This is a genomic window from Candidatus Flexicrinis affinis (assembly GCA_016716525.1).
Classification (GTDB): domain Bacteria; phylum Chloroflexota; class Anaerolineae; order Aggregatilineales; family Phototrophicaceae; genus Flexicrinis; species Flexicrinis affinis.
Genome location: JADJWE010000006.1, coordinates 248,723 through 262,104, shown reverse-complemented (window position 1 = coordinate 262,104; position 13,382 = coordinate 248,723). Strand labels below are relative to the sequence as shown.

At 61.6% G+C, this 13,382-nt stretch carries 13 protein-coding genes; 7 read left to right on the top strand and 6 right to left on the bottom strand.

Annotation, left to right across the window (positions count from 1 at the left end):
• Positions 1-8 precede the first annotated feature (8 nt).
• The 5 genes from IPM16_16420 to IPM16_16400 all read left to right on the top strand — a co-directional run bounded on the left by IPM16_16420 (position 9) and on the right by IPM16_16400 (position 3,498).
• Positions 9-953, top strand: a complete 945-nt coding sequence (locus IPM16_16420) for an NAD(P)-dependent oxidoreductase (protein MBK9124686.1) — start codon at positions 9-11, stop codon at positions 951-953.
• Positions 954-986: 33 nt separating this feature from the next.
• Positions 987-1,733: an HAD-IA family hydrolase gene (locus IPM16_16415; GenBank protein ID MBK9124685.1), complete on the top strand. Its 747-nt coding sequence runs from the start codon at positions 987-989 to the stop codon at positions 1,731-1,733.
• 12 nt (positions 1,734-1,745) lie between these two features.
• Positions 1,746-2,291: a hypothetical protein gene (locus IPM16_16410; protein MBK9124684.1), complete on the top strand. Its 546-nt coding sequence runs from the start codon at positions 1,746-1,748 to the stop codon at positions 2,289-2,291.
• Between the two features lie 104 nt (positions 2,292-2,395).
• Positions 2,396-2,725, top strand: a complete 330-nt coding sequence (locus IPM16_16405; GenBank protein ID MBK9124683.1) for a VOC family protein — start codon at positions 2,396-2,398, stop codon at positions 2,723-2,725.
• A gap of 59 nt (positions 2,726-2,784) precedes the next feature.
• Positions 2,785-3,498: an SDR family oxidoreductase gene (locus IPM16_16400; GenBank protein ID MBK9124682.1), complete on the top strand. Its 714-nt coding sequence runs from the start codon at positions 2,785-2,787 to the stop codon at positions 3,496-3,498.
• Here the strand turns inward: IPM16_16400 and IPM16_16395 are convergent.
• Complete coding sequence (locus IPM16_16395) at positions 3,484-4,881, bottom strand: glycosyltransferase family 39 protein (protein ID MBK9124681.1); 1,398 nt, start codon at positions 4,879-4,881, stop codon at positions 3,484-3,486. The genes IPM16_16400 and IPM16_16395 overlap by 15 nt on opposite strands.
• 56 nt (positions 4,882-4,937) lie before the next feature.
• Here IPM16_16395 and IPM16_16390 point away from each other — a divergent pair, with 56 nt between their 5' ends.
• Positions 4,938-5,927 carry an NAD(P)-binding domain-containing protein gene (locus IPM16_16390; protein MBK9124680.1) on the top strand — a complete coding sequence of 330 codons (990 nt, stop codon included), beginning with the start codon at positions 4,938-4,940 and terminating at the stop codon, positions 5,925-5,927.
• Positions 5,928-5,953: 26 nt separating this feature from the next.
• Here IPM16_16390 and IPM16_16385 read toward each other — a convergent pair whose 3' ends face one another.
• From IPM16_16385 to trxA, 4 genes are all read right to left on the bottom strand, one after another.
• Positions 5,954-7,219, bottom strand: coding sequence for a hypothetical protein (locus IPM16_16385; GenBank protein MBK9124679.1), 1,266 nt, complete (start codon positions 7,217-7,219; stop codon positions 5,954-5,956).
• A gap of 180 nt (positions 7,220-7,399) precedes the next feature.
• A complete protein-coding gene (locus IPM16_16380; GenBank protein MBK9124678.1) occupies positions 7,400-8,287 on the bottom strand; it encodes a WD40 repeat domain-containing protein in 888 nt (295 codons plus the stop codon).
• A 481-nt stretch (positions 8,288-8,768) separates the two neighbouring features.
• Positions 8,769-10,979 (bottom strand): hypothetical protein, encoded by a 2,211-nt coding sequence (locus tag IPM16_16375; GenBank protein ID MBK9124677.1) that lies wholly within the window; start codon positions 10,977-10,979, stop codon positions 8,769-8,771.
• Positions 10,980-11,182: 203 nt separating this feature from the next.
• Positions 11,183-11,512: a thioredoxin gene (gene trxA / locus IPM16_16370; GenBank protein ID MBK9124676.1), complete on the bottom strand. Its 330-nt coding sequence runs from the start codon at positions 11,510-11,512 to the stop codon at positions 11,183-11,185.
• Between the two features lie 77 nt (positions 11,513-11,589).
• Here trxA and hrcA point away from each other — a divergent pair, with 77 nt between their 5' ends.
• Entirely contained in the window at positions 11,590-12,684 is a 1,095-nt protein-coding gene (gene hrcA, locus IPM16_16365) for a heat-inducible transcription repressor HrcA (protein ID MBK9124675.1), read from the top strand.
• Positions 12,685-13,016: 332 nt separating this feature from the next.
• Here the strand turns inward: hrcA and IPM16_16360 are convergent, their stop codons facing one another.
• Positions 13,017-13,334, bottom strand: a complete 318-nt coding sequence (locus IPM16_16360) for a winged helix-turn-helix transcriptional regulator (protein ID MBK9124674.1) — start codon at positions 13,332-13,334, stop codon at positions 13,017-13,019.
• Positions 13,335-13,382 lie beyond the last annotated feature (48 nt).

The following is a 13,382-nucleotide window of genomic DNA, read 5'->3' as shown; positions in this document are numbered from 1 at the left end:
GGGCGGGCGTGGACACTGCACTGACCGAGCGCAAGGCATTATCGATCGTGGTCATCGGCGCGACCCGCGGGCCGGGGTTGGCAGTCGTCAAAGCATTAGTAGAGGCGGGGCATCACGTCTCCGGTTCTACAAACACCCATGCAGACGCTGCGCAGCTTCGCGCTTTGGGGGCGCTGCCGGTGTACGTCGATGAACTGCGCGGCAGCGAACTGGCCTCGGTCGTGCGTATGGCGAAGGCCGATGTGATGGTCGATTTGGGCCGGCAGGACCTCAATCAGAGCCTGCGTCCCGTGCAGTGGGACGCCGACGAGCTGATCGCCCGCGCCAAGGCGACTGTGCAGGCCGCGAAGGACGGCGGGGCGAAGTTCATCGTGGCCGCCAGCTATGCATTCGTCTACGGCGCCGCCGACGGCCACGAAGTCACCGAAGACACCCGGCCTGAGACGTCCGGCCATCCCCTGCTCAAAGCGATCGTAAAAGCGGAAAAAGCCGTCCTGAACGGCGGCGTGCCGGCATGTGTGCTACGGCTTGGCTATCTGTACGGCCCGCACATGGCGCAGTTGAAGGATATCTCCTCCGCCATGCGGCAGGGCCGCCCGATCGCGACCGGCGAGGGCGTGGTCAACTACGTGTATGTGGAGGACGCCGCCGAAGCGGTTCGCCGCGCATGCGAGGCCCAGCCTGCCGGCGAGCTGTTCAACGTGACCGACGGGCATCCCATGACCAGCGCCGAATTCCTCGACGTGTTTGCGCAAGAAACCGGCATGCAAACGCCGAGCCGTCTGCCCAAACTGTTGAATATGGTGTTGGCAGGGCGCTCTCACAATGAGCAGTTGAGTTTCTCGGCGCGGGTAAGCTCTGCAAAGGCCGCGGAAAAGCTCGGCTGGAAGCCGGGCTACTCGCTGCACGCTGGATTGGCCGACACGCTGCTTTGGTGGCGCGCCGGGGCGTAACGCCCTGCCTGCGCCAAGCACTGAGGGAACGTAATGCCAATTCGGGCTATTCTGTTCGATCTCGATGAAACGCTGATCGATTGGTCGGACTTCAGGGGCAACTGGTGGGAGCTTGAACCGCTCCACCTGCGCAACGTCTACGACCACATCGCCGACGTTTATCCGGTCGAATTCGATAGCGAGAAGTTCGTGCAGGAGTTCGCGCGCCGGTCGCGCTTGCTGTGGAACGCCGCCCGCGACTCGCTGGTCGCGCCGCACATCGGATCGCTGCTGGTCGAGACCGCGTCCGCGCTCGGCGTGCCGGACGAGCACATCGACCGCGATCAGTACATCACGGCTTACGGATGGGGTGCGGCCGAAGGTACGCGCCCGTTTGCCGAAGTGCATCGTGTGCTTGCCCGCTTGCGCGGCCACGGCTTCGAGATGGGAATCATCACCAACTCGTTCTTGCCGATGCGCATGCGTGACGCCGAACTCGATGCACACGACCTGACGCAGTATTTTCCGCGCTGCCGCCTAAGTGCGGCGGACGCCGGTTTCCTCAAACCGCACCCGGAAGTCTTCCGCCGCGCGCTGATGAAGATCGGCGTTGGCCCGAAAGAAGCGGTGTTCGTCGGCGACAACCTCACCGCCGACATCCTCGGCGCCAAGAGCGTGGGCATGAAGGCCGTGTGGCGCAAGCCGGCCACCGGCGGCAGCGGGCGAGAGTACGACATCAAGCCGGACGCGACGATCCAAACCCTCGACGAACTGCCCGGTTTGATCGCCATGTGGCTGTAGGCTGGAGGGGCTGTGCTCAGCGCCCTACCGCTCACCGACCGCAACCTCATCCTCACCGGCTATACCGGCCCGAACGCGCCGCGTATCGGCCAGATCGTGGCCGAACGCCTGCGCCTGCCGTTTCTCAACATTGACGTACAGGTCACCGAACGCGCCGGCCTGCCGCCGGAAGAAGTGCGCCAGTTCTACGGCGAGACACGCCTGCGCGCCATCGAAGCCGACCTGATCGAGGAAGCGTGCCTGCGCCGGCAAACAGTTATTCGGGTCAGCGCACGGACGCTGCTGCGCGGCGATCATCTGGCGCGCCTCGCCGAAACCGGCCCGGTCATCTGCCTCGTCACGACACTCGACGCCGTACTGCGCCAACTGCATATCGCCATGGGCAGCCGCTATGCCGACCCCAACGAGCGCGCTATCGAGATTGGCGAACTGCAGAAGGAGTGGGGCGTGCGCGGCCTGCCGGGCGTGATCGACCTCGACACCACCTATCTCGACGCTGAGCAGACGATCGAGCGTGTCATGTCGCTGTGGCGCGAACGCGCGATCGTACGCAACTAGAAGCCCGGCGTTTGCCCCGAATCGAACATTCGTGCTAAAGTTGTTCTGTGCGGGGCGCCGCCCCGGCACAGATCTCAGATGGTTGGGTGAAGGGAGCACGACGCATGGATCTCGGTCACTTTTCGGTGAGTCTGGCGGTCAAGGACATCAAGGCATCGCGCGCATTTTACGAACTGCTCGGGTTTACCAAGCTCGACGGCGACGATGAGTCATGGCTGATTCTCAAGAACGGCGACGCCAAGATCGGGCTGTTTCAAGGCATGTTCGAAAACAACATCCTCACCTTCAACCCGCCGGATGTCCGCAGCATCCAGAAGGTGCTCAAGGCTAACGGTGTCGCATTGGCGATCGAGGCCGACGAGGCGGCCACCGGCCCAGCCCACATCGCGTTCAAAGACCCCGACGGCAACGACATCCTGATCGACCAGTTCTAGACCCACGGCCAGATCACGGTTACAGTTGTCGATGCGAAACACCAGCGGGAGCACCACCGATGACCGTAACCTTTGACTTTAGCGGGCGTACCGCGCTCGTGACCGGCGCGGGGGCCGGGTTTGGCTTTGCGATAGCCGAGGCGATTGCGAAAGCGGGCGCGTCGGTGTGCGCCGTCGACATCAACCCCGACCGCTGCGACCGTCTGCTTGACGCGATTCAAGTCACCGGGGCACAGGCCGTCGCGTTTCATGGCGACATCTCCAACCGGTTTCAGGCGGCGGCGGCGATCGAGCACGCCCGCAGTGCGTTCGGACGAGTCGACACGCTCGTGAACGCCGCCGGAATCTTCAAGGGCGGCGAACTGCTGCTGCTCGACGAGTGGGACTGGCGGCGCATCCTCGAGGTCAACCTGAGTGGCGCGTTCTTCATGTCCCAACTGCTCGGCCGTGTGTTGGCCGACGAGGGCGGCGGCACGATCCTGAACCTCGCGTCGACCGGGGCGCGCCCCGAAGGCGTCGGCTTCGTCGCCAGCAAGGCCGGGGTGGTCGGGCTGACCCAGCAGGTCGCCCGCGAACTCGCACGCTACAACGTGCGCTGTAATGCTGTGATGCTCGGCGCGGTGGGCGAAGACGACATCCCGCACGGCCCGACGACGCGCGCCGGTACGTTGGAGGACGCGGTCGGCGCGGCGATGTTCCTGCTCAGCGACGCGGCCCGGTTCGTCACCGGGCAGGTGCTGCGCGTCGACGGCGGCGCGTCACTCGGGCTGTAACGCTGTCGGCGTCAGCCACCACGCGGCGTAGTCGGCCGATCGGTACGCGACCCGCGCGTCAAACGCCGGGCTCGCCGCGTCGAGCCATGCCGTGACCGGCGCCCATGCCGGCGCGATCAGCAGGCGGTCGGCGGTGTCCGGATTGGTTGGTGCGTCGGCGGCAAATTCATCCGGCGACGGGTAATAAACCACGCGCTTGTCCGACCACGGGCCGAGGTAGTAGCCCATCTCCCAGCCCAGCCACGGGTTGTACACTATCGTGCCCAACGGCTGACGGTTGACGAACGCTGCGAGTTCGATCAGACCCGGGTCGCGGTCGCGCACGTCGGTCGGATAGCGTGCCGGCACGCTCGACCCGCCGACGAACATGACAGCGAGCGCGAGCACCGCCGTCCAGCGCCGATTCAGCAGCACGCGTAGCCGCAGCGCCGCCAGCACGGCGATCCCCGGCAGCAGCAGCAGCAGATAGCGGTCGTACAGGTTGAATGGCAGCACGACGTGCGCGGCCAGCAGTGCCAGCGTCAGCACGCGCAGCGCGGCGGTCCGGCGGTTGCGTCCAATGGGCAGCGGCAGCAGACCGGCGATGCAGATCAGCGCGGTCCACAGCGGCGGGCCGAACGCGGTCGAGAGGTACTGTCCCCACTGCGCGGCGCGGGCAGGCCACTCCGCCGGCGGGACGATCCAGCGATACGGGTTGTTGTTGTCGGCAGCTATCGCGAAGATGCTGACCTCGGGGCGGGCGGCATCCCACACCAGCAGCAGCGCCACACCGGCGAGCGCGCCAAGCGCAAACCGGCGCCACCCCGCGCGCGAGGGCAGGAGCAGCACGACCAGCGGCGCGATCAGCACAGCCTGCTGCTTGGACGCGAACGCCGCGGCGATCAACACGCCGGACGCGATCCCCTGCCTGCGCGCCGCCGCCATCAGCGCCAGCGCGCCGAACAGCACCAGCAGCGGATCGGTAAACGCAGTCGCGCTGAACGCGGTCATCTGCGGGCTGACCGCCGTCACGACCCCGGCGAGCAGCGACGCACGCGGCCCGCCGAGCGCCTGTGCCAATCCCATAACCGCCGCGACGGTGACGATCCCGGCGAAGACCGACGGCAGACGCGCCGCGAACTCGCCTGCGACCGTGTCTATCGTCAGCACGCCGTCCGGCAGCGTCGTCATGCCGGTGAACTGCATCGAGAGCGCCATGGCGTACAGGCTCAGCGGCGGCTTGTCGAGCGGGCCGGGCAGCATCCAATCGCCGTAGACGGCGGCGTTCCGGGCGTACGTAGCGAACAGCGCCTCGTCGCCGTGGAAGCGCACGGGCGCCGACCACGCCGCGAATCGGGTCAGCGCGGCCAGCAGCAAAATGGCAATTGGAATCCAGCGTCTCATGCCGAGCAGTTATAATGCCGGCGCAACCCGACCGCAACCGATGGATGCCGCGCGCGATGACTGCGATCTACTTTGACGACGATGCCACACTGGATTCCATTGCCGGAGCGACCGCCGGCATCTTCGGCTATGGGCCGGTCGGGCGCGCGCTGGCGCTCAACCTGCGCGACAGCGGCATCCGCGTGATGGCCGCGCCGGAGTATGAGGACGAGGCCGAAGTGGCCGCCAGCGACAGCATCCCCGCGCTGCCTGCCGCCGAGGTCACGCAGTCGTGCGACATCCTCATCATCACCACGCCGGACGACGCGCTGCCACCGCTGTACATGGGGTCGATTGCCCCGCATCTCAAGCGCGGCGACCTGATGGTGTTCACCAGCGGCTACGCGATGGCCTTCGGCACGGTCGAGCCGCCGCCGTTTCTGGACGTCGGTGTGCTGGCACCGCGCCCCGCCGGTGACGCGATCCGCGCCGGGTATCTGAGCGGGCAGGGGGCGCTGACGTTCATCTCGGTCGCCGCCGATTCGACGCGGCGGGCACTCGATCGGCTGTTGGCCGTGGCGCGCGGGGCCGGACTGCTGCGCGCGGGCGCGATCGAACTTCTGCCCGAGCACGAGGCGTTTCTGGCGCTGTTCGTGCAGCAGGCGGTGATCCCGGCCTTCCATCACATCATGGTGGCAGCCGCCGACCTGCTGGTGAATCAGGGCATCCCGCCTGAGGCCGCCATCTCAGACCTGCACATCGCCGGCCGGTTCTTCGATTATCTGCGCCGCGCCAACCGCGACGGCCTGATGAACACGCTGCTCGATTCGCCGCTGACCTCGCAGTACGCGACGCTGAGCCGCATGGCCCGCTTCAGCGAGCTGCGGCTGGAGCGGCTGATGGAGAACACGTTCGACGAGATCGTGAGCGGGGCGTTTGCCCGCGAGTGGTCGCGCGAGCTGATGGAAGGCACGCCGCGCCTCGACCGGCTGCGCAAGCTGGAGTCGCAGCGCACGGTGTGGGACTTCGAGCAGCAGACGCTCGACCTCATGCGCGACCGGCCGTAACGATACATCGACAACGCCAAGGAGAGCTACCAGAGTATCTCTAGCGTAGTAGTTGAATCGATCGACAGTCTGGAACGTTCATCGACCATTTCGACCGCTCCCGAATTCACATCGTATACGGCAAAACCGGCATCGTTCGCAAATTGCAGCAAGACTGAACGGTGATCTGGCGAGAGCCACCAGTCAGCCACCTGTGGCAATTCAAGATCCACGAGGCTGAACACGCGATTGCTCAACGTTGCTTGAACCACATGACCGTCCGTCAGTTCGACGAGTGCTGCGTCGAGTTGCGATAGTGGGACGATCCTTGATACATACGTATGGGAGTAAACAGGGGTGAAGTCTGGAACATCGCTTTCAATGTCGAGGGCAATCAATCCCCCAACCGACGTTATGCTTGTGCGGTTGCCAATCGTCCAAATGAGCACCTGTTTGCCCATGACACTGAGTCGAAGCTGTCGATCGACAACAGTGTCTCCAAGCGGAATCAGACGCATAGTTCGCAACTGGCCATCTGGCGTAACTTCACGTACGATGACAGTGTCGGAACGGCCGACATCTTCTACGGTGACGAGCAGCTTGTCTTGAACCGAGACGGTCCAGTTAAGTGCCCAAGCGATGCCTTGTGGTGGCCGCGGCTCATGGAGCGGCACCGTCACAAGAATACTACCGCGTGCGTTTTGGCGGCTGATTTCGCTGCTTGCGGCGATCAGCAGAGTGTCAGATTCTGCAAGCCATGCAGCGGCATCTACTCGGACGTTAGACGTGAAAATCCCCTCGAACTCCACGATGCTCGGATTGCCGGTAGATCCCAATGTAAAGACGGTACGGTGTTCTGTCGTGGACAGCAGCACAACATCGGTGCGGCCGAAGCAAGTCCGCTGGCTGTACGCGCAGGATTCATAGCGAACTGCTGCCGCAAGAATCTTCCCGTCGGGAGAAGTTGCGAGCAGCGTGACAGTGATGTTGGGATACGATTGCATAAGAGACTCAACCGTTTCCAGCGCTGCACCAGCACGCACCAGAAATGCTCTAGCTGACTCGATCTCGTAAGCCGGCATCATTTCGACAAACGCAGTCTGTGACGAACGAGGGAATACAGCAATCTCGCTGGATGGATCGTCATCCCATGACGTGACGCGAAGACTGTAGCCGTCGTCGGTTCGCGATAACACGAAAAGCTGCGGTAGATACTGTACGGAGGTCGCAGTGGGAGTATTCATCAAGACCGAACAGATCAGCGGGAAGATGAGTAAACTCGTCCGAAACGTCCGCATTTTTCCGGTAACCACTGCCTCTCACCACCGAATAGGTCGGAGTCTAGCAGATGGCCGGTATGGATCACATGACGCGCGCTGTACGTGCGACCTTCGGCCTGTGAAATGATTGTCCGGTGCACGGTGTGGGACTTCGAACAGCAGACGCTCGACCTCATGCGCGACCGGCCGTAGGGGGGTGGGGGGCCGACTGATCTAGTTGCCGCGCACGACCACAGTTGCAGACGAAAGCGTGGCGGCAGATCCAATCAACTCCGAAAGCTCATCGTTGCCAACAGTAGCCAGCAGAGATGTTCCGTCCGCGTCTAGACCTACATAAGCTAGTGTGCCGTCCGATGACCAGTCCACAGCGCTCAATACCGCTGATTTCGGAAGATTGATGACGTAATAATCCCCGGAATTTGCACTGACAATATATAACGAACCGGTTTCTGATATCGCGGCAATCTCGCTTCCATCTGGTGACCATGCCAAGTCTCGAAGTGCAACATCTGCGACAGGCAGTCCTTGGGGTAGCAATCGAAAGTGCCGCTCTTGCATGCCTGTCGTTGCGTCCACGACGATGATGCAGCCGTTCAAAGTCGCGACCGCCAAACTTCCCTGAGATGCACTGAAATCAATACCGGTTCCGCCTAGACATCCCGCTGCCAACAGATCAGGTACCGGATGAGTCCGAGATCCGGAATCACTTGATGAGATATACCCTTCACCATCTGTGAAGTTCGATTCACCCACTAGCCAATGAACCGCAACAGGATTATTGCCCGCCGTCTGGTCAAATGTCAGCGCCTGTGTCAGCCCAGCCCAAACCGTCGTACGGGAGCTTACGCTCCTCGCCAGCAGAAGACTAGAATCGTCATTCCATGCGAGGCTGACGATGCCTTCAGGCACATGATGCCCGGACTCGAAGTAAACCAGTGCCTCTGATCCACCAGCGACATACCATGCAGTCTCGTTCCAAGTTCCAGTCTCCCAAACATGGACATCTGGGCCGATGCCAGCAGCCAAGAGCTTGCCATCGGGCGACCAATCGATTCTTGCACGAAGCAGTGTCGTCGTTTGTTCTTTCAACGCGTCAAACACAACGCTCTCGCCTTCGAAAACAACGAGACGGCCATCCGACGAGAGTTGAGCCAATCTGCTCCCATCAGGACTGAAAGCGATACTCAGTACGGTCGAGGTGGGGGCTGTGATAATCGGCAATTGGGCAGATGCCGTGAGAAAAATACCATGCAGACTAACGATAATAATTAGTCTCGTCCGAAACGTCCGCATTTTCCGGTAACCACTGCCTCTCACCACCGAATAGGTCGGAGTCTAGCAGATGGCCGGTATGGATCACATGACGCGCGCTGTACGTGCGACCTTCGGCCTGTGAAATGATTGTCCGGTGCACGGTGTGGGACTTCGAGCAGCAGACGCTCGACCTCATGCGCGACCGGCCGTAGGGGGCGGGGAGATTTCGGAGTTATTCCCCCTGTGTTCAGCCATTAGTACCACAGCCACTGCCAGCAGATCGGCGCGGCAGGCCGGCGGGATGGCGGGGATCGTTGTGGATCGTCAATTACCGCGAGGTCAGGATATCCCAGACATTTGTGTCTAGGATCGACGTGGTCTCTAACTCCACATCATATTGAATGAGATTGAATCCGGCGTCGACGAAAATAATGGACCGATTGTCACTGCGCCACACCCAGCTTGACGGTGCAACATCAAATAGCTGAGTCGATGTTCCCAACTCGGTACTCGATATATCGAATACGCCCAACCGCATACCTTTGGCGGCGTAATCATGGAGCCAAAAGGCGACGCGCTCACCATCCGGTGACCATGCGAAACCTCTTATGCGAACCAAGTCAGTGCCTGGGGGGCGGTCTACATCCGTGAATGTGCGAGTGACGGTGTCGAAAATCCTTAGGCCCGTAACTACCCGATCATTGATTGTGCGATATACGAGAAGTCGACTATCGGGCGACCATTCAAAGCCAGCAAGATTGTCTGTAAACGGATCACCTCCTTGTGTGGAGAACAGTTCTTGGTAGGTATCAGCCAACAACGCGATCTCTTGCTCAGATGAGATATCATAAACGACGATCTGACCTGCGGCGCCGCAGGTCTGTATCCCATAAACAGTCGTGAGAACTGCGCCAACGCACTTATTGTACGTAACGAGGGATTGATCGGGCGAGACCAGCCAGAAATCATCGGGCAGCAAGTGCGGGATTTGATCGCGTGATATGACTGCAACTGACCGTTCGCCGGGTTCGATCTGCCTGACTTCACCGCTTGATATATCAACCGCTTGGCTATATTGAGGCGTATGATCCTCACGAGCAGTCAATACAAGTCGGGTATCAGTTCTCCAGTCGAAAGTGCAAGGGAGCAGGCTGTCGGCGGGGATCTCTAGTATGCGCTCACTCGTTGTCAATAAGAACACGCCTATAGTTTTGCTTTGGGGGCTGGATAGGGCGAGATACGTATTACGAGGAGAAATGCTGAAACAGTCATCCGATGTGAGTTCAAATACAGTCCGCCCTGCCTCTGAGAGACCGACCAGCTCGAATTCCTTATCAGATCTGTTCCGAATATACACGAGGGGGTCACTATTGGGAGACTGCGCCAGCAGCGCCTCGGCTACTGCCAGCAGATCGGCGCGGCAGGCGGGCGGGATGGTGTCATCGGGCAGCGCATCGAGACGCTCTACGAACGCACCGACCTCTGCGAGCGAGTTGGCGACGAGCGGGTCGCGGGCGGCCGTCTCGGGCACGCACGCCGCGGCGATGCCGTTCAGCCGGTCGAGCGACGGGTCGGGGACGACGATACGCAGAGTCGGTCGTGCATTGGCGGCTACGCCTTCCGCGTACGCAAGTCTTCCCCCGAAAGGACTTAACGCCGCGGCGTAAGCCCGGGTGTTAGTGCGAAACGTTACCAGACTTGCACCGGTGTCCGCATCCCAGACTCGGATGGTCTCATCAAGGCTCGCGCTCACGACTTTCGTGGAATCATCGTACCAAGCGACATAAGGAATGGTGTTCTCATGCCCGTGCAAGGTGGTGAATAGAGCGCCACTCTCGGCATCCCATATTCGAATTGTTGACTGTTGAGCTACGTACGTGTCTGCACTGGCGATTCGTGTTCCATCGGGGTTCCACGCCAACGAAAGCGAATACTCCGGCGTTCCGATTACGCCCGTCAGTTCTTGCTCGAGTGGATCCCAGAATTGAATTCCGCCGAACTTAGCCAGCGCCAGACGTTTTCCGTCAGGACTGAAAGCGACACTCAGTACTTCCCCCACCACAGGAGAAAACACGATCTGTTGATCGTTGAGATCCCAGACCCGCACGTTCTCAGGGAATCCGTTCTGGCCTGCTACGGCAAGTTCAGCCCCGCTCGGACTCCACGACAGAGATCGTATTTCGCCAGAATGCAGCAGCGTGTGTACGAGTTGGCCGTCAGGCATGGTCCAGATATCGATCACGTTTCCGGATCCTCCTGCGGCGAGCTTTGATGCGTCGGGACTCCAGGCAATGACGTAGGTTGCTTGACCCATACTTGGATTGAGGTCATGAACAACAATGCCCGAGGACGCTTCCACTACCCGAATCTCGCCAAATTCGGTTGAGTACGCGATCCAATCTTCAGCCGGATGCCAGGCCATACTGCGCACCCAGTTCGATTCTGACGGCTGCGCGGTAGACATCAGTGGCGACAGGGCCATGCAGACCAGGCATATGAGAATCGAGCCAACATTACGGCATACGCCAACCATGCGCATTGAAGATCAGTCCCATCGTGTTGCGGTGTCGGGTCAAGTTCATGTGCACGACCCCGTCCTGTCCCATCGTAACACCGGCCGGCGTGGCGCGCCCGACGTCCAGCGTACGTGTGCCGGGCGTCCTTCACTGACCACCCCGCGCAAACAAAAAACACCCCGGCCGGCGAACCGGTCGGGGTGTGGATGTAGCGTCGGTGCGGCGCTTAGTTCAGGTGCGGCACCAGCTTGCTGAGGATCTTGTCCTTCGGCAGCGCGCCGGTGATGCGGGCCACCGGCTGACCGCCCTTGAACAGGATCAGTGTCGGGATGCCCATGATGCCGTAGCGCATCAGCACGTCCTGATGCTGGTCGGCATCCAGCTTGCCCACCTTCATCTTGCCGGTGTACTCAGTCGCCAGCGCGTCCACGATCGGCGCGATCGCGCGGCACGGCGCACACCACTCGGCCCAGAAGTCGACCAACACCGGCTGATCGGACTTCAGAACTTCGCTCTCGAAATTGGTCGTCGTGACTTCGAACGTCTTGTCACCCATGGTTGTTGGTTCCTTCAGATCTACGTGTTCTAGCCTGTAACCCGATGGTATCATGAACTCCACCGTTGATTACAGATGTGTTTTCATCGCCAGATATGGACGCCGCAACCCTTCCGACCCTTACGCGCCGACAGGAGCAAATTCTGGCCGGAATCGTGCGGGCGTATACCGACAAAGCCGAGCCGGTCAGCTCGAAATTCATCGCCGAAACGTTCGACCTGTCGGTCAGTGCGGCCACCATCCGCAACGAAATGGTGGTGCTGGAGGAGCTCGGCTACATCGCCCAACCGCACACCAGCGCCGGCCGCGTCCCAACCGAGGCGGGCTACCGCTATTACGTCAGCAACCTGCTCAGCAGCATCGAACTGCCGACTACCGAACAAAGCAAGATCGCCGAGCGGATGCGCACCGCGCCGATGGGCACCGAGCAGTGGATGCGCTATGCCGCGAACGCGCTGGCGCGCACGTCGCAGGCCGCCAGCCTCGTCACCGCGCCGTCGTCGCAAACCGGCCGCTTCAAGCACATCGAGCTGATCTCGGTGCAGGGCCGGCTCGTGCTGATGGTGCTGATCTTGCAGGGCGGGGGCGTGCATCAGCGCATGCTCAACCTCGCCGAGACCGTCTCGCAGGCGACGCTGTCCGACCTCTCGAACCGGCTCAACTCGCTGTGTCACGACCTCACCGCGCGCGACCTGACGGTCAAGGCGGTCGGTCTGCCGCTGTTGGATCGCGAGGTGCTGGAGTTGGCCGCCGAGGTCATGGAACGCGCCGGCACGACCGCCGCGCAGACGGTCTACCGCGACGGCTTGAGCGATGTGTTACAAGCGTTTCCGGCCGGAGAAGGCGCGCAGCAGGCGGTGCGCGTGTTTGAGGAGCGTCAGTTCCTGAACGTGATCCTTGACGAATTCCTCGGCCCGCTGACCGGCGGCGTGCAGGTGATCATCGCCGGGGACGGCAAGCGCGACGAGATCAGCCAGCTCAGCCTCGTGCTCAGCCGCTACGGCCAGCCCGACCAGCTCAGCGGCGCGATCGGGCTGATCGGCCCGACGCACCTCAACTACGGCCGCGCGATCAGCGCCGTGCGCTATGTCTCGACCATGATGACCAACATGCTCGTCAGCCTGTACAACAGCACCGACGCCGAGGACGGCGATCCGACCGCCGGGAGTTGAGGGCGAGATCCCCGCGCCCCCTAAATCCCCCTCTCCCTCAAGGGGCGAGGGGGACTTGTTTGGACTGTGGTTGCTGTCCCTCGCTAATGGAGTATCGGGAGCGGCGAGGCGTCGTCATTTCTCAGCACTCATCACTCACGACTCGTCACTTTGCTCCTAGCAGCACGATCCATCGCCGCCGCAGCAGCTCGAGTCGTCACAGCAGTCGGGGATGTCCACGGACGGGACGGGGTTGAGGTTCATCGTAGGCTCCTTGAGTTCGAAAACGGGCATGCGTTTCATCGACGGCCATCGATACATAGACGCAAAAAAAGGGGCCGCTGACCCCGGCGCTACTTCACCTGATCGAGCGGGATCACGCCCTGTGCGGCGTACTCGGGTGCGAACTGCTGCACAAGCATCCCGCAGCACATCGTGATCCGCGACTGGTTCAGGGTGTAGAAGCGCTGGCGCCCCTCCTGACGCACCTCGACCAGGCCCGCCTCGTGCAGCGTCTTGAGGTGGTGGCTGACGGTGGGCTGGTTGACCTTCCCGTCCAACCGGTCGACCACGTCGCCGACCGAGCACCATTCGCAGCACAGACAGGTCATGATCTGTTGGCGGGTCTCGTCGGCGACAGCTTTGGCAAAGGCAATCAGATTCGCGTCCATGCCATGACTATATATCGACGGATGTCAATATGTCAAGGGGGAGCACCA

Bases quoted from the DNA above. Each gene is read 5' to 3' on its own strand.
- IPM16_16415 (MBK9124685.1), top strand. From the start codon at position 987: ATGCCAATTCGGGCTATTCTGTTCGATCTCGATGAAACGCTGATCGAT.
- IPM16_16405 (MBK9124683.1), top strand. From the start codon at position 2,396: ATGGATCTCGGTCACTTTTCGGTGAGTCTGGCGGTCAAGGACATCAAG.
- IPM16_16400 (MBK9124682.1), top strand. From the start codon at position 2,785: ATGACCGTAACCTTTGACTTTAGCGGGCGTACCGCGCTCGTGACCGGC.
- IPM16_16395 (MBK9124681.1), bottom strand. From the start codon at position 4,881: ATGAGACGCTGGATTCCAATTGCCATTTTGCTGCTGGCCGCGCTGACC.
- IPM16_16390 (MBK9124680.1), top strand. From the start codon at position 4,938: ATGACTGCGATCTACTTTGACGACGATGCCACACTGGATTCCATTGCC.
- IPM16_16375 (MBK9124677.1), bottom strand. From the start codon at position 10,979: ATGCGCATGGTTGGCGTATGCCGTAATGTTGGCTCGATTCTCATATGC.
- trxA (MBK9124676.1), bottom strand. From the start codon at position 11,512: ATGGGTGACAAGACGTTCGAAGTCACGACGACCAATTTCGAGAGCGAA.
- IPM16_16360 (MBK9124674.1), bottom strand. From the start codon at position 13,334: ATGGACGCGAATCTGATTGCCTTTGCCAAAGCTGTCGCCGACGAGACC.